This window comes from Nocardia cerradoensis NBRC 101014, assembly GCF_000308535.1.
GTDB classification, from domain to species: Bacteria; Actinomycetota; Actinomycetes; order Mycobacteriales; family Mycobacteriaceae; genus Nocardia; species Nocardia cerradoensis.
In genome coordinates this window covers 1-20,240 of record NZ_BAFW01000095.1, presented here as the reverse complement: position 1 = coordinate 20,240, position 20,240 = coordinate 1, and the positions used below count along the sequence as shown (strand labels likewise).

At 68.7% G+C, this 20,240-nt stretch carries 18 protein-coding genes and 2 pseudogenes; 14 read left to right on the top strand and 6 right to left on the bottom strand.

The features are described from left to right. From ON23_RS10615 to ON23_RS36795, 3 genes are all read left to right on the top strand, one after another. On the top strand, positions 1-1,576 hold a 1,576-nt coding region (locus ON23_RS10615), incomplete at its 5' end, for a sensor histidine kinase (RefSeq protein ID WP_373282182.1). Positions 1,577-1,586: 10 nt separating this feature from the next. After that, on the top strand, positions 1,587-3,509 hold the full coding sequence (locus tag ON23_RS10610) for an ArnT family glycosyltransferase (protein ID WP_039777882.1): 1,923 nt from the start codon (positions 1,587-1,589) through the stop codon (positions 3,507-3,509). Between the two features lie 31 nt (positions 3,510-3,540). Continuing rightward, positions 3,541-3,711 (top strand): helix-turn-helix domain-containing protein, encoded by a 171-nt coding sequence (locus ON23_RS36795; RefSeq protein WP_306307118.1) that lies wholly within the window; start codon positions 3,541-3,543, stop codon positions 3,709-3,711. A gap of 86 nt (positions 3,712-3,797) precedes the next feature. On the opposite strand, the gene ON23_RS10605 is transcribed toward ON23_RS36795, so the two are convergent. Further along, the gene (locus tag ON23_RS10605) at positions 3,798-4,757 is read right to left on the bottom strand and encodes an erythromycin esterase family protein (protein ID WP_051042360.1); all 960 of its coding nucleotides are present in this window, start codon (positions 4,755-4,757) and stop codon (positions 3,798-3,800) included. Positions 4,758-4,911: 154 nt separating this feature from the next. Here ON23_RS10605 and ON23_RS10600 point away from each other — a divergent pair, with 154 nt between their 5' ends. After that, the gene (locus ON23_RS10600) at positions 4,912-6,963 is read left to right on the top strand and encodes a glycosyltransferase family 39 protein (RefSeq protein WP_039777880.1); all 2,052 of its coding nucleotides are present in this window, start codon (positions 4,912-4,914) and stop codon (positions 6,961-6,963) included. A 45-nt stretch (positions 6,964-7,008) separates the two neighbouring features. Here ON23_RS10600 and ON23_RS10595 read toward each other — a convergent pair whose 3' ends face one another. Both ON23_RS10595 and ON23_RS10590 read right to left on the bottom strand, forming a co-directional pair. Next, complete coding sequence (locus tag ON23_RS10595) at positions 7,009-7,713, bottom strand: DUF8020 domain-containing protein (protein ID WP_039777878.1); 705 nt, start codon at positions 7,711-7,713, stop codon at positions 7,009-7,011. Between the two features lie 138 nt (positions 7,714-7,851). After that, the gene (locus tag ON23_RS10590; protein WP_039777877.1) at positions 7,852-8,481 is read right to left on the bottom strand and encodes a TetR/AcrR family transcriptional regulator; all 630 of its coding nucleotides are present in this window, start codon (positions 8,479-8,481) and stop codon (positions 7,852-7,854) included. Between the two features lie 151 nt (positions 8,482-8,632). On the opposite strand from ON23_RS10590, the gene ON23_RS10585 reads away from it, so the two are divergent. The 3 genes and pseudogenes from ON23_RS10585 (at position 8,633) to ON23_RS10575 (ending at position 11,748) form a co-directional block, all read left to right on the top strand. After that, positions 8,633-10,009 (top strand): flavin-containing monooxygenase, encoded by a 1,377-nt coding sequence (locus tag ON23_RS10585; RefSeq protein ID WP_039777891.1) that lies wholly within the window; start codon positions 8,633-8,635, stop codon positions 10,007-10,009. Beyond that, positions 10,006-10,948: pseudogene (locus ON23_RS10580) on the top strand (alpha/beta hydrolase). Before ON23_RS10585 ends, ON23_RS10580 begins: the two are co-directional and overlap by 4 nt. A 56-nt stretch (positions 10,949-11,004) precedes the next feature. Then, positions 11,005-11,748, top strand: a complete 744-nt coding sequence (locus ON23_RS10575) for an SDR family NAD(P)-dependent oxidoreductase (protein WP_039777889.1) — start codon at positions 11,005-11,007, stop codon at positions 11,746-11,748. On the opposite strand, the gene ON23_RS35865 is transcribed toward ON23_RS10575, so the two are convergent. From ON23_RS35865 to ON23_RS10560, 3 genes are all read right to left on the bottom strand, one after another. Beyond that, on the bottom strand, positions 11,745-12,170 hold the full coding sequence (locus ON23_RS35865; RefSeq protein WP_157170199.1) for a DUF6508 domain-containing protein: 426 nt from the start codon (positions 12,168-12,170) through the stop codon (positions 11,745-11,747). The genes ON23_RS10575 and ON23_RS35865 overlap by 4 nt on opposite strands. 83 nt (positions 12,171-12,253) lie before the next feature. Then, positions 12,254-13,759 carry a bifunctional phosphatase PAP2/diacylglycerol kinase family protein gene (locus ON23_RS10565; RefSeq protein WP_039777876.1) on the bottom strand — a complete coding sequence of 502 codons (1,506 nt, stop codon included), beginning with the start codon at positions 13,757-13,759 and terminating at the stop codon, positions 12,254-12,256. A gap of 49 nt (positions 13,760-13,808) precedes the next feature. Next, a complete protein-coding gene (locus ON23_RS10560; RefSeq protein ID WP_039777875.1) occupies positions 13,809-14,516 on the bottom strand; it encodes a MerR family transcriptional regulator in 708 nt (235 codons plus the stop codon). 323 nt (positions 14,517-14,839) lie between these two features. On the opposite strand from ON23_RS10560, the gene ON23_RS35860 reads away from it, so the two are divergent. From ON23_RS35860 to ON23_RS10525, 7 genes and pseudogenes are all read left to right on the top strand, one after another. Beyond that, positions 14,840-15,262, top strand: coding sequence for a hypothetical protein (locus ON23_RS35860; protein WP_143860354.1), 423 nt, complete (start codon positions 14,840-14,842; stop codon positions 15,260-15,262). A 45-nt stretch (positions 15,263-15,307) separates the two neighbouring features. Beyond that, entirely contained in the window at positions 15,308-16,198 is an 891-nt protein-coding gene (locus ON23_RS10550) for an ROK family protein (RefSeq protein WP_039777874.1), read from the top strand. A 225-nt stretch (positions 16,199-16,423) separates the two neighbouring features. Further along, entirely contained in the window at positions 16,424-17,575 is a 1,152-nt protein-coding gene (locus tag ON23_RS10545; RefSeq protein WP_210743544.1) for a GAF domain-containing protein, read from the top strand. Between the two features lie 81 nt (positions 17,576-17,656). Further along, complete coding sequence (locus ON23_RS10540) at positions 17,657-18,667, top strand: conjugal transfer protein (protein WP_223273834.1); 1,011 nt, start codon at positions 17,657-17,659, stop codon at positions 18,665-18,667. An 18-nt stretch (positions 18,668-18,685) separates the two neighbouring features. Further along, entirely contained in the window at positions 18,686-18,955 is a 270-nt protein-coding gene (locus tag ON23_RS10535) for a hypothetical protein (protein ID WP_036509625.1), read from the top strand. After that, complete coding sequence (locus ON23_RS10530; RefSeq protein WP_063821253.1) at positions 18,945-19,472, top strand: hypothetical protein; 528 nt, start codon at positions 18,945-18,947, stop codon at positions 19,470-19,472. The genes ON23_RS10535 and ON23_RS10530 overlap by 11 nt, the downstream gene beginning before the upstream one ends. Next, positions 19,472-20,240: pseudogene (locus ON23_RS10525) on the top strand (ATP-binding protein); the annotation flags it as partial. The gene ON23_RS10530 and the pseudogene ON23_RS10525, both read left to right, overlap by 1 nt.

Genomic DNA, 20,240 nt, shown 5'->3' with positions numbered 1-20,240 from the left:
GCCGGCTGAGCCCACGGCCGTGCGGCGGACCCGCCGGTGGTGGTCGGCACGCGGCTGGTCGCTGCGCGCGCGACTGCTCGTCGGCCAATTGCTGTTGCTGGTGGTCGTGGTCGTAGGTATCGGCGCCGCAACGGAATTCGCGCTGCAGCAGTTTCTCGTGCATCAGCTCGACACCGAGTTGGTCGACGTGCAGAAGCGTTCCCTCGGCGAGGCCGGTGGTGGCCCGAGTCTGGGCCCGCCGCCCGGCGCTCAGGACCACGACAACCGGCCGCCGCCCCCGAACCACGGCGGTCCGGGACCGGATTTCCTCGACCGTCGCGGCATCCAGGCCGATACCGTCGGCGCCAGTATCGACGGCACCGAGATCACCGCCGCCAAAATCGATGCCGACGGAACCCAGACGCGCCTGTCGGCGGCCGCCCAGCGGCAGCTGGCCGAGGTGTCGTCGGACGGCACACCCGTCACCGTCGACCTCGACGGACAGGGCTCGTATCGCGTGGTCGCGAATTCGACCTGGTCGGGGGCCACGGTGGTGACCGGTATGCCGTTGACCGCGGTGCACGCCACGTTGATGCGGGTCCTGCTGATCCTGGTGGTGGTCACCGCGGTGGTGTTCGTCATCGCGATCACCGTGGGCATCTGGGTGATCCGCCGCGCGCTCGCGCCGCTGGACCGGGTGGCCGCCACCGCCTCCCGGGTGGCCGATCTACAGCTCGACCGGGGCGAGGTCGAATTGCCGGTGCGGGTTCCGGCCGACGACGCCGATCCGCGCACCGAGGTCGGGCAACTCGGCTCCGCGGTCAACCGCATGCTCGATCACATCGACAGCGCGTTGTCGGCCCGCCACGCCAGTGAAACGCGGGTGCGGCAGTTCCTCGCCGACGCCAGTCACGAACTGCGCACCCCCCTGGCCGCGATCCGCGGCTATGCCGAACTGGCACAACGGAAACGGGCCGAGGTGCCCGGCGACGTCGCCAACGCCATGAGCCGAGTGGATTCGGAATCGCGGCGGATGACAGCCCTGGTCGAGGACATGCTGCTGCTGGCCCGGCTGGACTCCGGGCGCGGCCTCGAACACGAGCCGGTGGATGTGACGCGGTTGACCGTCGACGCGGTGAGCGACGCCCACATCGCGGGCCCGGACCACCGGTGGGATCTGGACCTGCCGGACGAACCGGTCGTCGTCATCGGTGATGCGGCGCGACTGCACCAGGTGCTGGCCAACCTGCTCACCAACGCGCGGGTGCATACCGGACCCGGCACCACGGTCACGGTCTCGCTCGAGCGCGAGGCCGGCGGCGCCGTCTGGCGGGTCGCCGACAACGGTCCGGGCATCCCCGCGGCGCTGCAACCGGAGGTGTTCGAGCGGTTCGCGCGCGGCGATTCCTCGCGCTCGCGGCGGGCCGGAAGCAGCGGTCTGGGTTTGGCGATCGTCGCCGCCGTGGTGAAATCGCACGGCGGCACGATCAGTCTCGACAGTGCCCCGGGTCATACCGTCTTCACCGTCCGGCTGCCGGATCAGACCTCACAGCGGGCGCACAGCGAAGCCCCAGGCGGCCACCACCTCGGTCGATGATGATCGACGTATGACGACGACTGTGCTGGACACGCCCCCGGTCGCGGTGACCGAACCGCCACCGGCGCGGACCGCGGGCCCGCGGTGGCGGCAGCTGTCGCTGGTGGCGCTGCTGGCGGCCACCGCGCTGCTGTACGTGTGGAATCTCGGTGCCAGCGGCTGGGCCAACGAGTTCTATGCCGCGGCCGTACAGGCCGGATCGCAGAGCTGGAAGGCGATGCTGTTCGGATCCAGCGATGCCGCCAACGCGATCACCGTGGACAAGACGCCCGGCGCGTTGTGGGTCATGGACATCTCCGCGCGCCTGTTCGGCTTCAACTCGTGGAGTCTGCTGGTGCCGCAGGCGGTGGCGGGCGTAGCCGCCGTCGCCGTGCTGTACGCGGCGGTGCGGCGGGTCGCCGGGCACTGGCCCGGCATCCTGGCCGGCGCGGTGCTGGCGCTCACGCCGGCCGCGGCGCTGATGTTCCGCTTCGACAATCCGGATGCCCTGCTCGTGCTGTTGCTGACCGCCGCCGCCTACTGCGTGCTGCGGTCCATCGAAAACAGCAGTGCCGCATGGTGGTTGCCGTTGGCCGGGGTGGCCGTCGGATTCGGATTCCTGGCGAAGATGATGCAGGCGTTCATCGTGCTGCCGGTGTTCGCGGTGGTGTATCTGCTCGCGGCCCAGGTGCCGTGGAAAACCAGGGTGGTCCGCTCCGCGCTGGCCGTGCTCGCGATGGTGGTGTCCGCGGGCTGGTATCTGGCCGTCGTCGCGCTGTGGCCGGCCTCCTCACGACCCTTCATCGGCGGTTCCCAGCACAACAGCGTGCTCGAACTGGCGTTGGGCTACAACGGTTTCGGCAGGCTCACCGGTGACGAGGTCGGTGGTCTGGGCAATATGAACCACGACGTCGGCTGGGCGCGGTTGTTCGGCTCCGAAATGGGCGGCCAGATCTCCTGGCTGATCCCCGCGGCGCTGATCCTCGGTGTGGCCGGGCTGTGGCTCACCCGCCGCGCACCCCGCACCGACCCGACGCGGGCGGCGCTGCTGCTGTGGCTGGGCTGGTTGGTACTCACCGGCGGGATCTTCAGCTTCGCGAGCGGCATCCTGCACCCCTACTACACGGTGGCGCTGGCCCCGGCCGTCGCCGGCAGTGTGGCGATCGGCGCCTGGCAACTGTGGTTGCGGCGCAACGACCTTCGCGCGACCGCCGTATTGTCGGGCACGCTGGTGGTGACCACCGTCCTGGCCTGCATCCTGCTGGCGCGCACCGGCGAGTGGAATCCGTGGTTGCGTCCCGTCATCGCGGTGGTCGGTGTCGGTGCCGCGGCGCTGCTGCTGGTCGTCTCCCGGTTGCCGCGGGCACTCGGTGCGGCGGTGGTGGCCCTCGCGCTGGCCGCCGGACTGGCGGGACCGACCGCCTACGCGCTGGCGACGGCATCGACTCCGCACACGGGGGCGATCCCGTCCGCCGGACCGTCCACCGGGCGCTTCGGTGGGATGCCGCCGGGTGGTGCGCCCGGTGGACAATCCACGACGAGCGGTGCGACTGCGCATGCCGGCGGACCGATGGGCGGGCTCCTGGGCGGCATCACCGTCGGCTCCAATCTGTCTGCGGCACTGAGCGACGACGCCGACGCGTACACCTGGGTAGCGGCCGCGGTCGGCTCCAACAGCGCCGCCGCCTACCAACTGGCGACCGGCGACCCGGTCATGGCCGTCGGCGGTTTCAACGGCACCGACCCGTCCCCGACCCTCGCGCAGTTCCAGCAGTACGTGGCCCAGCACAAGATCCACTACTTCGTCGGCGGCGCCGGCATGGGAAGTATGCGCGGCACCTCCAGCGGCGGCAGCCAGGCCGCCTCCGAGATCGCCACCTGGGTAGCCGAGACCTTCACCGCCCGGACGATCGACGGAGTCACGGTCTACGACCTGACCGCACCCGCCGAGTAGGGGGCACGGTCTGGAGTAGGGATTTACCTACTTGCGGACTATAGGTTTGACACAGACGGAACTCGCGCGCCGCATGGGAACCACGCAACCGACCATCGCCCGAATCGAAGGCGGCGGCCGCATGCCCACTCTGGACATGCTCGAGCGGTTGGCCACCGCTGTCGGCCAGCGCCTCGACATCTCGCTCGGCCCTGCGGCGTAACAGGTGAGTCCGTAACCCCAGCTCGGAATGTGGCGGTCGGTCCGGCCCTGCAGGTCAGGATGGATCAGGGCACCGCCACGACCGCCTCATCCACGAGGGGACCCGAGTGGCCGAATGGACGTCACCGTCCGGTGGTGGACGACGAGGTCGAACCATTCGCCGAGGGATCCGCCGGAGAGGTGGAACGCATCGTCGTTGTCCGGGTCGTACACGGGCCCGATCACGCGGGTCTTCGCGGGCTCGGTGAGCCAGGTTCGCACCGAGTCCGGGCCCGGGGCGCGTAGATCCAGCAGATAGGCGTCCAGCTCGACGCGGCCGAGTACTGCTTCGGCGAAGTCGGCCGGCGGGGAGGGGAAGGTGTGCGCGGTCGAGCCGTGATCGAATGTCAGGCCGACGGACAGGTAGCCGGCGCCGAAATGCTGTCGGAGATGGCCGCCCGCGCTGCGATGGATGACCCGCTGCTCGCCGAGGAGCACATTTCGTGCCGCCGCGGCGACCGTATGCGTCGTTCCGCCCCAGTACACGATCTTGTGGCCGGTGTCGGTGTGCCAGCGAATCACATTGTCTGCCAGCATTCTTTCGATATCGCCGAGGTCGCCGGACCCGGCTGTGACCCGGCCCTCGGGTTCCGGATGGGCGATCCGAACCGGATCGTCCGGGTGCAGCTCGTCGTATCGGCGTATCCAGGCGACGACCTCGAGTATCTCCTCGGTCCGCCAGAACGACCGCGCCTCGGTCAGCAGCGCGCGCGGGTCGCCGATCCCGGTGCGCACGTACGCGTCGAGTGCGGCGCTGGTCGCATCGTCGCCTTCCAGGACGAGGCTGCGAAATCCCGACTGTTCCACGAGGAATCGCAGGATCCGGTGGGCGGTCACGGACAGTTCGTGGGCGTCGCGGGTCGCGGCGCCCAGGGCGACGACGCGTGCGGCGCCGATCATCTGACGCAGTGCCGCCGGATCGGTGAGCGGCTGCTCGGGGTCCGATGCGGAGAGCGGATGAGCGTGCTGCTCGACCCATTGCGTCAGCGTGTCGATCGAAGTGGTCATCCGACAACTCTCGTACCGCAACCATGGTTGAGGTCAAGGGAGTCTTCTCACAGTCGGCGCATAGGTTCGGCAAAGAGCCGGCTCACCTCCGGGCGCGATTCTCGATGCAACGGCCGCGGCAGACAGCCCGGCGAGCGAGGCGGAGGAGAACCGTATGACGATCACAGAGGCGCCGCGTCGGCAGGCCGAGCCGACCGGGTCGCCACCGCAGCCCGCGAGGTGGGGAACTCTCCTGGCCGGCCCATCCGACCAGCCGCGATGGGCGCGGCCCGGACTGCTGGCGCTGCTCGTCGCGACCGCTTTGCTGTACCTGTGGGGTCTGAGTGCGTCCGGATGGGCCAACGACTTCTACGCCGCCGCCGTGCAGGCCGGCACGCAGAGCTGGAAGGCGCTGCTGTTCGGATCGCTCGACTCCGGTAACGCCATCACCGTCGACAAGCCACCCGCCGCGCTGTGGGTGATGGGCTTGTCCGGTCGGCTGCTCGGATTCGGTTCGTTCTCGCTGCTGTTGCCGCAGGCGCTGATGGGTGTGGCGTCGGTCGGGCTGGTGTACGGGGCGGTGCGGCGCTGGAGCGGTCCGGCGGCCGGGCTGATCGCGGGTGCGGCGCTGGCACTGACTCCCGTCGCGGCGCTGATGTTCCGTTTCGACAACCCGGATGCGCTGCTGGTCCTGCTGCTGGTCGCGGCGGCCTATTGCACCGTCCGCGCCACCGAGAAGGGCAGTGGCCGCTGGCTGGCGGCGGCCGGGGTGGCGGTCGGTTTCGGCTTCCTCACCAAAATGATGCAGGCATTCCTGGTGTTGCCCGCGCTGGGCCTGGTGTTCCTCGTCGCCGCGCCGATCGCACTGCGTGCCCGGATGCTGAAACTCCTGGGAGCCGTTGTCGCGCTGGTGATTTCGGGTGGCTGGTTCGTCGCACTGGTGAGCCTGTGGCCGGCCGACTCGCGCCCCTACATCGGCGGCTCCACCGACAACAGCCTGCTCGAACTCGCCCTGGGCTACAACGGCCTCGGCCGGGTGATGGGCGGTGAAGGCAACGGCGGTGGCGGCGGTGGCCCCGGTGGCGGCGGCAATACCGGATTCGGTGGCAGCACCGGCATCACCCGCCTGTTCGGCGACTCGATGGGCACCGAGATCTCGTGGCTGCTCCCGGCGGCGCTGATCGGGCTGGTGGCCGGCCTGTGGTTTACCCGGCGCGCACCCCGCACCGGACGCATCCGCGCGAGTCTGCTTCTCTGGGGCGGCTGGCTGCTGGTCACCGGCGTGGTCTTCAGCTTCATGCAGGGCACCATCCATCCCTACTACACCGTGGCCCTGGCGCCGGCGATCGCCGCGCTGGTCGGCATCGCGGTGGTGGAACTGTGGCGCGGACGTGAATTCCGTTCGGCGCGTGCGGCATTGGGCGTGATGCTGGCGGCGACCGGGGTATGGAACTTCGTCCTGCTGGATCGCACACCCGACTGGTATCCGGCGCTGCGCTGGATCGTGCTGGTCGGCTCGATCGGGGTCGCGGCGATCCTCATCGCCGGCGCGCACGCCCTCGGCAAGATGACCGTGGTGGTCGCGGCGGCGGGACTGCTGTTCGGATTCGCCGGTACCACCGCCTACGCATTGGAGACCGCGGCGACCCCGCACAGCGGCTCGATTCCGACCTCCGGGCCCAGCGGCGGCCACGGCATGGGCGGGTTCGGCGGCATGCCTGCCGGCGGAACCTCGGCGGGTGCCCCCGGCGGCACCGTGCCCGGCGGAACGGGCTCGGGCACAACGGATTCGACGTCCGGCGGACCCGGGAACGCGCAACCGTCCGGCAGTGCCGACTCGACCGGCGCGCGCAGCGGCGGTCCCGGCGGAGGCAACTCCGACAACACCGCCCTGCGGGAACTGCTGAAGAGTGCGAACAACCGCTGGGCGGCCGCGACGGTGGGCTCCCAATCCGCGGGCAGCCTCGAATTGTCCACCGGCACATCGATCATGGCGATCGGCGGCTTCACCGGCAGCGACAATTCGCCCACCCTGGCCCAATTCCAGCAGTACGTGAAGAACGGCGACATCCACTACTTCTTCGCGGGCGGCGGCCCCGGTGGCGGCCGTGGTCCGGGTGGTGGCTCGGGCAGCGCGAGCGAGATCACCAGCTGGGTCGAATCCCATTACACCGCGATAACAGTGGGCGGCACGACGGTCTACGACCTGACCCGACCCACCGGCTGACGACGACATCGGGCCCCGCGATCGCTCGCGGGGCCCGATTCGCGTTCAGTTGCTCTCGCTGTCGTGGGTGTGCTGTTCGTAGGGCTGATTCATGGTGTGCTGGAACTTGATCGCGGAGGCGATGCCGACGGGGATGCCGAGGAGCGCGGCGCCGAGGATGGCGCCCATACCGCCCAGGACGCCCGCTCCGGCGAGGCAGCCGGCGATGAGGGTGAGTCCGGCGGCGTCCAGGACGGGCGCGCCGAAGACCGCACCCGCTACGGCGCCGACTCCGCAGCCGACCGCAAGGCCGATGAGACCACCGGTCATCGTTCCGACACTGGTTGCCAGGCCGAACTCGTTGATAGCGGCCTGGATCGCCGCATCGAACCGCTCGGTCTGCGGATCGCCGTCGATGTTCTCCAGGTGCAGTTCCGGCGTCGCCGCGCGTGCCGCCGCCCGCACCTCGGGTGCGGCGTGGACGGCGGTCAGTGCCTTGGGCTCGGTCGAGAAGGCGGGGACACCGGCGACCGTGGCGCCGGAGGCGTCGCGCACCTGGAATTGCCCGCCCGCCGCGACGAGCGTGGCCGTGGCGGTCTCGATCACCACGGACTGATCCGCGGTGGAGCTGGTGTACTGCACGCCCGGCATGATCTCGGTGCTCAGGACGTGATCTGCCGCCGTGGGCGCGGCCGATGCGATGGCCGAACCGGCGCCCAGGGCGCCCACCACCGTCATCGCCGTGACGGTCATGCGGGTGATCTTGTTCATCTGATCTCTGTTCCGTTCTGTGTTCTGCGCAGCGCTCGATGGAGCGAGAACAGACATTAACGGAAATGATTTCCATTTTCCATTCGGCCGGATGGCCGAGTGGCGTGAAGTGGGCGCGGCCGCGCGAGTAGCCCCTGGTCAGCTCGTGCGGCGGCCCCGCGGGGCAGGGCCGGCGGGGGCGTGGCGCAGCGCGGGCAGCAGGTAGGTGTCCAGGTGGTGCGACACCGCGGTGGGATCGTCGGGGTCGATGGTGTCGCCGGGGACCGTGCCGAGGCTGATCAGGATCCGGGCCACCCATTCGGCGACTTCGCCCAGGTCGTGGTCGGGATGGACTTCACCGCGCCCGGCGGCGCGGTCGATGTAGGGGCGCCAGAACGCGGCCAGCGCGGGGACGAGGGCGGTGACGCCCGCGCCGGCGCAGGCCGCGAACTCCTCGGGTTCGGAGGAGCGCAGGCGCATGAGCAGCGCGCCCGGGTCGTCGTAGGCGCCGCGGCCGATGCGCACGCCGATGGTGAGTTGTTCGGCGAAGGTGTCGATGCGGTCCAGTTCTGCGCGCGCGTCGTTCCACCAGGTGTCGGTGAGCCGCACGATCGCGGCGCCGATCAGCGCGGGTTTGTCCGGGAAGTGCCGGTACAACCAGGCGCGCGAGACGCCCGCCTCCTCGGCCACCTCCATCATCGTGGTGGCCCGAATTCCCTTGGCGGCCAGTAACTTCTGTGTCGCTTCCAAGAGCCGGTCGACCACCGTCGTGGTTGTCGTCTCGCTCATCCGCCGCCCCTTTCGCCGCACACCCGCACCGGTCCGCTGTCGACCGGTTTCGGGAAAACCCTAGCAATGTGTGGACAGATCTGAGAATGTGTCTACTAGTAGACACTATCAAGAATCTGTCTACACGCCCCACGGCGTGAAAGGAGTGGTGATGTATCAACCGCGTACCGCGGTCATCGGCGCCGGAATCAGCGGTCTGACCGCCGGCAAGATGCTCGGCGACTACGGGGTGCCGTATGTGTGCTTCGAATCCTCGGATCGAGTCGGCGGCAACTGGGCCTTCGGCAATCCGAACGGGCACAGCAGCGCATATCGCTCCCTGCACATCGACACCTCCAAACATCAGCTGTCGTTCCGAGACTTCCCCATGCCCGAGGAATTCCCGGACTTCCCGCACCACACCCAGATCAAGCAGTATCTCGACGAGTACTGCGCCGCTTTCGATCTCTACCGCTCCATCGAATTCGGCAACGGTGTGGAACACGCGCGGCGCCTGCCGGGTGGCGGCTGGGAGTTGCGCACCCAGCGAAACGAGGTGCGCCACTTCGATTTCCTGGTGGTCGCCAACGGCCATCACTGGGATCCGCGTTATCCGGAATTCCCGGGCGAATTCACCGGCCGCACCATGCACGCCCACCACTACATCGATCCGCGCACGCCGATGGACTTCTCCGATCAGCGCATTCTGGTGGTCGGATTGGGTAACAGTGCCGCCGATATCGCGGTGGAGCTGTCGTCGAAGGCGCTGGGCAACAAGCTGACGCTGTCCACCCGCTCCGGCGCCTGGATCGTGCCGAAATACATCGCCGGAAAGCCGGCCGACAAGTATTACCGCACCAGCCCGTACATCCCGTTCTCGTGGCAGCGCAAGATCGCGCAGTGGGGACAGCCGCTGACGGCGGGACGGCCGGAGAACTACGGCCTGCCCACGCCGAATCACAAATTCTTCGAGGCACATCCGACCCAGTCGGTGGAACTGCCGCTGCGGCTGGGTTCGGGCGATGTGATCCCGAAACCGAATATCGACCGATTCGACGGCGCCACCGTGCATTTCGCGGACGGCACCGCCGACGATTTCGACATCATCATCTACGCCACCGGCTACAACATCACCTTCCCCTTCTTCGACCCGGAGTTCATCAGCGCTCCGGACAACAAGATCGACCTGTACAAGCGGATGTTCCTGCCCGGGATCGAGGATCTGGCCTTCGCCGGATTCGCCCAGTCCACCCCGACTCTGTTCCCGTTCGTCGAATGTCAGGCGCGATTGATCGGAGCGTATGCGGTGGGCCGGTACCGGTTGCCCTCGGCGGAGGAGATGCGGCGGGTGATCGTCGCCGAACAACAGCACTACACCGGGCATATGGTGCCCAGCGCCCGGCACACCCAGCAGGTGGACTACTTCCTCTACGAACACGATATGCGGGCGCGCGAGATTCCGGCCGGCGCCGAACGAGCGCGGCTGGCGGGGCCACCGCCGTGGGCGCGAGTGGCGCAGGCGGATCGACCGGTGGGAGTGGCGCAGTGACGACGTATCGGCAGGTCGACTTCGCCTCCGGCGGAACTACTTGTGACGCTTGGTTTTTCGAGGGCGCGGCCGAGGGCCCGTTCGACGGTCCCGAGGGCCGCCCGGTCGTGGTGATGGCACACGGATTCGGTGGGACGAAGGACTCCGGGCTGGAACCGTTCGCGCAGCGCCTCGCCGCGGCCGGATTGGCGGTATTCGCCTTCGACTACCGGGGTTTCGGCGCCTCCGCCGGTGAGCCTCGGCAGCGGGTCTCGATGGCCGCGCAGGCCGAGGACTACCGCGCCGCTCTGTCCGCGGCCGCACGACAGCCCGGGGGTGGATCCGAATCGTCTGGTGGCATGGGGCATCTCACTGTCCGGCGGCCATGCCCTCACCGTCTCCGCGGACCGGTCCGACATCTGCGCGGTCGTGGCTCTGGTGCCGCTGGTGAACGGATTGGCGGCGGGCCGAGTCGCTTTCGCGCAGGTCGGCGCGGCGGCGATCGCGAAATCCACGGTGTCGAGTGTGCGCAGTGCCCTGGCCGGGCGCTTCGGCGGCAATCGGGTGATGATGCCGCTGGTCGGCAGGCCCGGCGAACATGCCGCCCTGACCGCCGACGGTTATTATGAGAGCTACACCGCGCTGGCCGGTCCGACCTGGCGCAACGAGGTCGACGCGGCGATCGGGCTGGAACTGGGCAACTACCGCGCCGATCGGCGGGCCGCGCGCATCACCGCGCCGGTGCTGATGCAGATCGCCGACTTCGATCGAGCCGCGCCGGCCCATGCGGCGGCCAAGGCGGCCTTCGCCGCACGTGCCGAGGTGCGGCACTATCCGTGTGACCACTTCGACATCTTCGCCGGCAACGACTGGTTCGAGCCCGCCGTCGACCATCAGGTGCACTTCCTGACCCGCCATCTCGCGGCGCAGCGCGCGACCACCCAGGAGGCGCGGCGATGAGCACACCCGGCGACGCGGCGAACGTGCCCGAAACCGCGGCGGGCACACGGGGCGCGATGGTGATCGGCGGCGGTTCGGGCATCGGCCGCGCCACCGGACATGCGTTGGCGCGCGACGGTTTTCGTGTCGTGGTCGCCGATGTGAATCTCGAGGCGGCACGGACGGTGGCGGCGGAGATCGGCGGTGCGGCGAGCGCGGTGGCGCTCGACGTCACCGACGAGGCGTCGGTCGCGGCCGGCTTCGACGCGAGCGGCGACCTCCACGCCGTGGTGAACTGCGCCGGGCTGTCACTGCCCGGTCCGATCACCGAACTCGAACTGGCACACTGGAAAACGACCGTCGACGTCTGCCTCACCGGATCATTCCTGGCGATCAAGTACGCGGGCCGCCACCTCGCCGACGGCGGATCCATCACCTGCATCGCCTCCCTCAACGGCCGCCAGCCCGGCACCGGAATGGCCGGTTACTGTTCGGCCAAGGCGGGTGTGCTGATGCTGGTGGAGGTCGCGGCGCTGGAGTTGGCCGAGCGCGGCATCCGGGTGAACGCGATCAGTCCGGGCCTGGTCGACACCCCGCTGGTCGCCGGTATCGCGTATGTGCCCGGGTTGACCGAGGAGTACCTCGAGAACACCCCGCTCGGACGCAGCGGCCGACCCGAGGAGATCGCCGAGATGGCGGCCTTCCTGGCCTCCGACCGGGCGAGCTGGATGACCGGTGCGGCCGTCGATCTCAACGGTGGCGCCCATCTGAAGCGTTATCCGGACGTCCTCGCCCGGGTGCGCGCGCTGGCCGAGGGTTAACGTCCCGCGTGCGGGTAGGTGTGCTGATGCAGGCGGTGCAGGAGCGCCTGCATCAGCCCCGACTCGAAGGCCGACCCCAACGTGCCCTCGGTGAAGCGGTCCGCCCGGACCAGCAGGGTGAGATATTGCAGGCACTGCTGGGCCGTGCAGGTCGCCAGCGTCGCGCGGTCGCGGCGCTGGATCGCCTGCTGTCCTTCTTCCCAAGCGCCCCAATTGAAGTGGGTCAGCAGCAGCTGCCGATCGACCAGGAAGCGCACCACCTCGTCCAGGACCGGCGCCTTGCGCGACCGGGCCGCGGTGGTGCCGGAGGCGGCTTTGTCGACCCGGCACACCAGATCGGTGAGCACGCCGCGATCGTGGGCGGTCAGCCGCGCCAGCGCGGCCTCGGCCGATTCGACCGTCATGGGATTGGCCTGCGTCACGATCCGACACCTCCGTTATGTGAAAACTAGGGATTTCATACCATGAGGTGTGTACTTCTTCGCGGCGCAGTCTCCGGTGCCGGCTAGCGGCCGGGTCCCGGCCCACGGTCGGCAACCCGGAATACCGGCAGTGTCGCCGGATCGCTGACGAACTCGAAAGACGCACCGCGCGTGTCGACTTCGCCGTCGGTGGCCAGCGAAATCGGCGGCCCGTCCACCCGTACCCGCAACTTGTCCGCACGCCGATGGACGTAGGTCGGCGAATCACCGAGGGTGCCGGTGAGCGAGGCCCAGATCAGCCGCGCCCGCGAGAACCGCCGATCGGCGCGCAGATACCGGATGTCGAGGCCCGCGCCGTGCAGATCGGTTCGGGCCGTGGGCACTTGGTCGCCGGGGCGGTAGGTTCCGTTGCCCACGAACAACATCCACACCGAGGCGGGCTCACCGTCGATGGTGGCGCGCAGCGGCTGAGCGCGCACGAGCACGCAGACCATCGCGACCGCGGCGGCCGGCCATTTGCCGATGCGATGTTCCCAGCGTTCGCGCAGCCGGACGAAATCCGGATAACCGCCCAGGCTCGCGGTGTTCACCAGCGTGTGTTCGCTACCGTCGTCCAAGCGCACCCGCGCGGTGTCGGCCAGCGCCAGCCGGCCGGAGGAGAGTGCGATGACGGTGGCGGCGATATCCTCGACACCCACGTCGCGGGCGAAATGGTTCAGGGTGCCGCCCGGGAAGACGGCCAGCGGAAGCCCGTGCCGCACAGCGGCTTCCGCGACCGCCGAAACCGTACCGTCCCCGCCCAGAACGCCGAGCGCGCGAATCGAGCCGGATCGCACCCGAGTGTCGATCTCGGCGTCCAAGTCGATGTCGTCGCCGAGTTCGAGCAGGACCGCCTCCGGCAACTTCCGGATCAGATCGGCCAGGAGTCCGCCGCCGTCGCCGCTACCGGCATTCGGATTCGCGACCAACAGCAGGCCCTCGCCGCCGATCAGCGGTTCGATCCCCTGTGCCGGGCCGACCGTCGCGGGTTCGTCGCGACGCACGGCCCACCATCGCCTGGTGCCGACCGCGACGGCGGCGCCGAGTGCCGCGCCGGCGAGCACGTCGGTGGGCCAGTGCACGCCCACGTGGACCCGCGAATACGCGACCGCCGCCGCCACCGGCGCCACCGCGACCGCCAGCGCCGGTGATTCCTGTGCCACTCCGGTGACGAAGGCCGCCGCCGAGGCGGCATGGCCGGAGGGGAACGAGGAGGAGATCGGCGGCGAGATCAGGCGCCGCATCTGCGGCACCGCCTCGGCGGGAGGCCGCCGCCGCGGGAACAGTGGTTTGCCGACGCCGTTGGCCAGCCCGCTCGCGATGCCGACGGCGACGAGCCCGCGCGCCCCGGCACGGCGCGCAGGCGTGGTCCCGAAGGCGATGGCACCCACGCCCGCCGCGATCCACAGCCGATTAGCATTGGCGGCATGGCTCAGCGAGCGCAGAACGGTATCGGCGGCACTCGGCCGCAACCGCGCGCTCCGGTCGACCAGTCGCCGATCCAGCGTATTGATTCCGCGAACCCGCCGCGGGACGAGAGGCCTGCGCATTCCGCAGAGCCTACCGGCCCGGTGCGAGGGACACAGCGATCAACCGGACTTATCGGGCAGCCTCGTTGGGTGCGGGCAGCTCCGCGTGCCGGGCGAAGGCCTGGTCGATGAGTTCGGAGGCGGCGCGCGTGACGATCAGGCGGGCGATGGCCACCTCCGTCTCCAGCCGCGCGCGGTCCTTGCTGTCGCGCTGGGAGCGCTCGTAGGCCTGCCCGGCCAGGCAGTAGAACAATTCGGTGGCATAGCGGTCGGCGATCTGGTTGCAGTCCGCGCGCAGCCGCTCGACGAGCTGGAAGGCGGTGGTGTCGGGCACCCCGCTGTCGATGAGGCGCGCGGCGAGGTCGCCGCAGCGCGGATTGGCGACCCGATAGGCCTCCAAGGGATCGGAACTGCCGGCCAGTGCCTGTTTGACGTAGTCGGGCAGATCCGCGAGCGGATCGTCGTTGTTCGGCTTCTCCTGTGCGGCAACGGGTTCGCGCTCACCCGGAGCGTCGCTGACCCCGAGGACGTCGGCGAGTCCGTCGCCACGATCCCATGCCTCGAGCAGTTCCCGGATCCCGTTGAGCTTCATACCCCGGCTGAGCAGCCGGCTGATCGTGTGCAGCCGCTCCAGGTGATCGGATCCGTAGTAGCCGATGCGGCCCCGGACTTCCGGTGACGGCAACAGCCCCCGTTCGTGGTACACGCGGACACTGCGCACGGTGGTGTCTGCTGCCCGCGCCAGCTCGTCGATCGTGTACTCCGAGTGCACAGCCATACCTCTTAGGAAATCACAACTTACCCCGTAGAAAAACGGACCGTACAAAAACGTCCCGTTAAGTGACGATACATCCGTGCAACGACTTGGTCAATGTGCCGTTAAATAGCGGCGAAAGCGGTTGCTGACAACCAAATCGTGGGTTAACGTGCCGAGTACAGCAGTTCGCTGCTGGTTGCCGGGGACTGTTGAGCAGCCCCGATGCCCGCCCGACCATGGGCCACGTCTGCGAACCACACGGTGATTGCACACGTGTGTCCTCGGCATCCCCGGAGACGGAAATGAGCACAATCCACTCGCGTCGGCTTCCCCTCGGATCCCCTGTGCCGACAGCGCTTTCACCCCTACCCGCGCCGTCGGCGACGGTGCGCTCCGCGCACCGGCCCCCTTGCGCGGACGGCCCCGACGACTGGGATCTCGACGTGGGCAATCCCGAATCCTGGCGCGCCGCAGTACGGATCTGTTCCGGCTGCCCGCTGCTGACCGAATGTTCCCAGCTCGCACAGACTCTCATCACGCGCGGTGACGGCCCCCGCGCGATGATCTGGGCCGGAGTCGCCTACGACAGCGCGGGCAAGGTCGTGGAGAACCTGGACCGCCACCGCACCGCCCCGATCGACCACAAACGCCCGCTGCGCATCATCCGGACCGGCGCGCGGCCGGTCTGTGCCGAACCCGCGCCGCCCACACCTCGGCGGCGTATCGTGCTCGGGCATCGGCTGCGGCCGACCGGGATCGGCGCGTGACGAACGCGCCGTTGGATGGAAACGATTGTGGCGGTGGGTGACTGAATGACGGTTCTGGCTCTGCAGATCGGTGCGGACGGCTTCGCGGCGTGCCGAGTGGCCGACGATGTCGAGGAAGACGACGTCCGCCGCGTTCCGATACCGGCCGCCGGCACCTGGGAAGTGTGCCGCGACCTGCTCGTCGAGGCGGCCGAGGGCCAGGACGTCACCGCCGTGGGAATCGCCTCGCCGGGCCCGATCGACATGTCCGCCGGCGTGGTGGCGCCCGTCGAGATACCCGAGTGGCGAACCGGTTTCGCGCTGACGCAAGCGGTGGGCAAGCTCTTTCCGGCGGCGAATGTGCAGATCGGTCTCGACGGTGTCTGTATGTCGCTGGCCGAGCGTAACTTCGGCGCAACCAGTGACGTCATGGACGCGCTGTCGGTGCTGGTCTCCGATCGGATCGCCGCGGGGGTATCCGTCGGCGGGTTCTCCGTCGTCGGGCGCACCGGCAACGCAGGACATTTCGGCCACGTCCTCGTTCCCGGCTTCGACGACCCCTGTGAATGCGGTGGTCGTGGCTGTGTCGAGGCCGTGGCCGGCGGCCGGTCGCTGCTTCGCTGGGCGCGGGCCCGGGGCTTCGGAGGCACGACCGTGGCGGAACTGAACGCCGCGGCGGCAGACGGGGATTCCGTGGCGACCGAGGGGCTGCAGCGGGCGGGCACGGCCCTGGGCCGGGCCATCGCCTCGGTGGCGCCCCTGCTCGACTTCGACCTGGTGGTGCTGGGTGGCACGGTGTCCAAAGCCGGTCCGGCGTTGTGGAAACCGTTGAACGCGGCGGTGGCGACGCACGCCCGCATCGGCTTTCTCACCGGGCTGCGGGTGATCCCATCGGAGATCGACGACATCGGCGTACTGGCCGGCGCCGGAGTGCTCGGCATCATGGCCGGCGGCTGAACCGCACCGTACCCGCACCGAAGAGCCGATACCGGAGCATGTTTCGCCCTATGGTGGGATGAAGTGCTCCGGTCGGTTTGTTATGCCCTCGGTCGGCTCACCTGCTACCTGCGGAAATGCCGAATCCTGTTGATTGAACCGCTATCTAACGGTACATTAAACAGGTAACGAGCTGACTCGTCGGAGTCAGATCCCCCGGAGGAACGGCTGGTACGGGCGAGCGCGATGCGAAGCGACGCAGTAATCCCATGGATAACCATTGAGACGTTGATGCCGGACGTGATGACGGTGGCATCGGTGGGGGAGACGCCGCGTGAGTTCGCGAGCTGGCAGCGAGTCGTGCAGCGGGTGCTGACGAAGATGCCGGCGGTATACGACAGCCTCACCACCGCGCGGCTGGCAGATGCGTTGTATTCGGCGCGGGACCGGGCCGAGGAGGTGGATCTGCGGATCCCGACCCGGGCCGGACACCACGAACTGAAACTGCGGCCGGTCTTCGGCCCGGCCGGCGACGTGCACGGCCTGCGGCTGTGGATCGGACCGGCCGCGGCCACGGTCGCCGAGCCGCGTCCCGCGGTCGGCGCGATCTGGGATCTGGACTCCCAGACCGTGCAGCAGCCCAGCGGGATCACCCGACTACCCGGCGTGGACGTGCAGGAATATGTGCCCCGGATGTCGATCGCCGAGGTGTTCCACCGCATGACGGCCTTCGATCGCCACTCGGAAGTGCTCGATCTGCTCTACGAGCCCAAGGCCGGCGCCAAGATGCAATTCGACGTCGCGGTGCCACACAACTCCGGCAGGCCCGGTCGCTGGCGGGTCACCATCCGCGCGCGCGACGACGACCGCACCCGAGGTGCGTGGTGGTTGATCGAGGATGTGTCCTCCGACGATCAGCCCGCGACCTGGTCGACGCTCGAGCGCGTCGGGTTGCGCGAGGCGCATCGACGGGCCGGCACCCATCTGGCGGTCATCGAACTCGAGCACACCAGCATCTCGCACTGGCTCACCGATCCGGCGCCGTGGATGCGCTGGGACTACCTGTTCCGTCCGGTGGATGTCTTCCATCCCGACGACCGCGGCCGGCTGATCGAACTCAGCGGACGGCTGGCGGCCGGGGATACGGCCGGAGTGACCGTGCGAGCGCTCAATTACGGCGGCGGCTACACACCGACCTCGATGCTGCTGTATCCGTATCCCGGATATTCGACGCGACAGCTGGCCATCGCGCAATTGGTTCGGGTCGCCGACGACGTCCCGATGATGGAACCGCATCGCGAGGCGTTCGCGGCGCGGCACCATCGGGTGCCGATCGGTTACGACGATCAACTCCAGCACCGGCTCGCCTTTCGCATGAATCGCAGCCCGGTGTACTGACGCCCGATATCGCCGGCGGAGTTCCCATCCGGGGGAATAGCTGAAACGGGTAACGTGGTGCGGCTCTCTACCATTTCGAGAGTGCGGACATCGGCTGGCAGACGGGCGGATTCGGGCGAGGAGTTACTTCGCCGGATGGCCGCTCGCCGCCGCCGCGACAACGCCGTATTCGCCGTCCTCGCCGTGCTGGCGGTCCTCGGTGGCGGGCACGCGGTACTGAGCTGGTTCGCCACACCGCCGCCGGGGCCTTCCGACGCCACGACCACCACGATCGTCGGAAATGCGCAATTGGCGGAATCGTTCGCGCAGGAATTCGTGGTGACCTATCTGTCGGCGACGAACGGGCAGCAGGAAAAGCTCGCCGAATTCGTCGACGCACAGCAGATGACGCTCCCCTCCACGCCGCGGCAGGTCTCCGACCCGATCGTGGTCTTCGCCTCGCGCAGTATCGGCAACAGCAGTCTGGACGTCTGGGCGGTGACGGTATCGGTCCGCGTCGCGAAAACCGGTGCGGCGGGCGGACTTCGTGAGTACTACCGCGTGCCGGTCTCGGTCGCCGCCGACGGCCGCCGCCGCGCGCTGGCCCTCCCGTCGGCGGTCGGCGCGCCCGGCCGCGGCAACGATCTGGTACTGAACTACGAGATCTCCTGCGGCACCGACACTCCGCTGGCGCAGGTGGCATCCGGATTCCTGGCCGCGTACCTCACCGGCTCCGGCGACGTGGCCCGGTATGTCACGCCCACCTCCGGGATCGCGGCCCTGCAACCGGCCCCGTACACGGCCGTCGAGACGACCACGGTGTCGTCGGAGGACGCGAGCTGTGGTGCGAACGCGGGCTCGGCGAAAGTGCTCGCCACGATCAATCCGAAGGCCGGCGCCGGCCCCGCTCCGACTCTGGCCTATCCGCTCACGATGATCCGCAACTCGGGACAGTGGCAGGTGCAATCCATGGATGCCCTTCCGGCCCTGCGCAACCCGATGGCGGTCGTCTCCGGCGCACAGACGCAGGACTCCGCCAAGGCGTCCGCTTCCGGCACTCCGACCACCGCACCGTCGACCGCGGTCTCGGTCCCACCGGCGACACAGAACTGATCCGGAAAGGACGGCGTCATGGGAAGTCAACTCGGCTACATCCTCTTCAACATCCTGCAATTCGTGCGGTGGGCAGGCATCATCATCATCGCGATCGCGGGTATGACGCTGCTCATCTCCGAGGGGGTGAAATCGAAACTGTCCCCCGGAAAGGTGCTCGGCGTCGCGGCGTCGGCCATCGTGGCGGCGATCCTGTTCTGGATCCTGCCGACCGTGGTGAACTACGCCCGGGTGGACTCCAACCGCATCGTGCCGGACCAGCCCGTCGGCGGAGTGTATGGCCACTGAGCTGATCAAGGTCTACACGCCGATCAAACGTGTCCCGATCATGATCGGCAAGGCCCAGAACGGGCAGAAGCTTCCCTTCGGGCCGTACACCCTGCCGCAGATCATCTCCGGCGTGGTGGTGATCCTGATCGCCTCGGTCCTGGCGATGGCGTTGCCGATCAACCCGGCGGTGACCTTCCTGATCGGTGTGGCCCTGACCGTCGCCGTGGTGTTCGGCATCGGCCTGATTCCGTATACCGGTGTGCGGCTGACGTCCCGCGTGATGTGGGTGGGACGGTTGATCCTGATTCGAAAGCCGGTGTCCGCCTCCGGAATTCCGGTTACCCCCGACTCCGCGCGGCACACGATGTACGTCGAGGAGAGCATCGTGGTGATCCTGCCCGATCGGCGGGCCGACGCCGCGGAGCCGCCACCACCGCGGACCCGCGTGCTGCCCGGGAATGTGCTCGACAGATGGAGTAGGACGTTGGCGAAGGTGAGCGACAACGACAGTGTGCCCGCCGGGGAGCGTGGCTGATGGCATTCGTTCGCGATCTGCAACCGACCGCGGCGGTGCGCGGGAATCTCCAGTTCACGCACGCCGGACTGGTGACCGCCACCTATTTCATCAATCCCCTCGGCTACGGACTGCGCCGGTCGAGCGACAAACACAACGTGAAATCGGCGCACCACGCGCTCGTGAACAGCCTGCCCGCCGGTTCGCTGCTGCTGGGCATCCAGGCCCGGCTCAATACGCTGGACGTGCTGAGCAAAATGGTCGAGGGAGTGGACCTCGACGAATGCGAGGACTATGCCCTCGAGGTGGTCGCCTCCTACGAGCGGGTGCAGGCGATCCTGCCGCAGACGCGGATATTCCTGCTGAGCATTCCGGTGGGCAATGCCGGCGCCGGGATCTCCGGGCTGTCGCGGATGTGGCGCAGTGGATCCACCGCGGTCGACGTCTCGTCGATTTCGCGAGAGTCGCTTGATCAATACGACGAGAAGGCCAACGAGATCCTGTCCCGCATCGGCGGTGACTTCGATCCGGTTCCGGTGCCGGCCGCGATATTCCAGTGGATGTGGGAGCACTATCTCTCCCGGGGCGCCGCGGGTGATCCGGTCGCGCCCACGCGTGCGGGGGTGGTCGACGACGCCACCGCCGCGGTGTTCCGCTCCGCCGCCCTCGACGAGGGGGCCCAGGCCGACAGCAGCCGCCGCGTGCGCCCGTCGTTCGTACCGGTGATCAAGGTGGTGCAGCCCGACTACGAATTCCGCCCGTCGTATCAGGCCATGCTCACCCCGCACG

Bases quoted from the DNA above. Each gene is read 5' to 3' on its own strand.
- ON23_RS10610 (WP_039777882.1), top strand. From the start codon at position 1,587: ATGACGACGACTGTGCTGGACACGCCCCCGGTCGCGGTGACCGAACCG.
- ON23_RS10605 (WP_051042360.1), bottom strand. From the start codon at position 4,757: ATGACCACTTCGATCGACACGCTGACGCAATGGGTCGAGCAGCACGCT.
- ON23_RS10600 (WP_039777880.1), top strand. From the start codon at position 4,912: ATGACGATCACAGAGGCGCCGCGTCGGCAGGCCGAGCCGACCGGGTCG.
- ON23_RS10595 (WP_039777878.1), bottom strand. From the start codon at position 7,713: ATGAACAAGATCACCCGCATGACCGTCACGGCGATGACGGTGGTGGGC.
- ON23_RS10590 (WP_039777877.1), bottom strand. From the start codon at position 8,481: ATGAGCGAGACGACAACCACGACGGTGGTCGACCGGCTCTTGGAAGCG.
- ON23_RS10585 (WP_039777891.1), top strand. From the start codon at position 8,633: ATGTATCAACCGCGTACCGCGGTCATCGGCGCCGGAATCAGCGGTCTG.
- ON23_RS10575 (WP_039777889.1), top strand. From the start codon at position 11,005: ATGGTGATCGGCGGCGGTTCGGGCATCGGCCGCGCCACCGGACATGCG.
- ON23_RS10565 (WP_039777876.1), bottom strand. From the start codon at position 13,759: ATGCGCAGGCCTCTCGTCCCGCGGCGGGTTCGCGGAATCAATACGCTG.
- ON23_RS10560 (WP_039777875.1), bottom strand. From the start codon at position 14,516: ATGGCTGTGCACTCGGAGTACACGATCGACGAGCTGGCGCGGGCAGCA.
- ON23_RS10550 (WP_039777874.1), top strand. From the start codon at position 15,308: ATGACGGTTCTGGCTCTGCAGATCGGTGCGGACGGCTTCGCGGCGTGC.
- ON23_RS10545 (WP_210743544.1), top strand. From the start codon at position 16,424: ATGCGAAGCGACGCAGTAATCCCATGGATAACCATTGAGACGTTGATG.
- ON23_RS10535 (WP_036509625.1), top strand. From the start codon at position 18,686: ATGGGAAGTCAACTCGGCTACATCCTCTTCAACATCCTGCAATTCGTG.
- ON23_RS10530 (WP_063821253.1), top strand. From the start codon at position 18,945: ATGGCCACTGAGCTGATCAAGGTCTACACGCCGATCAAACGTGTCCCG.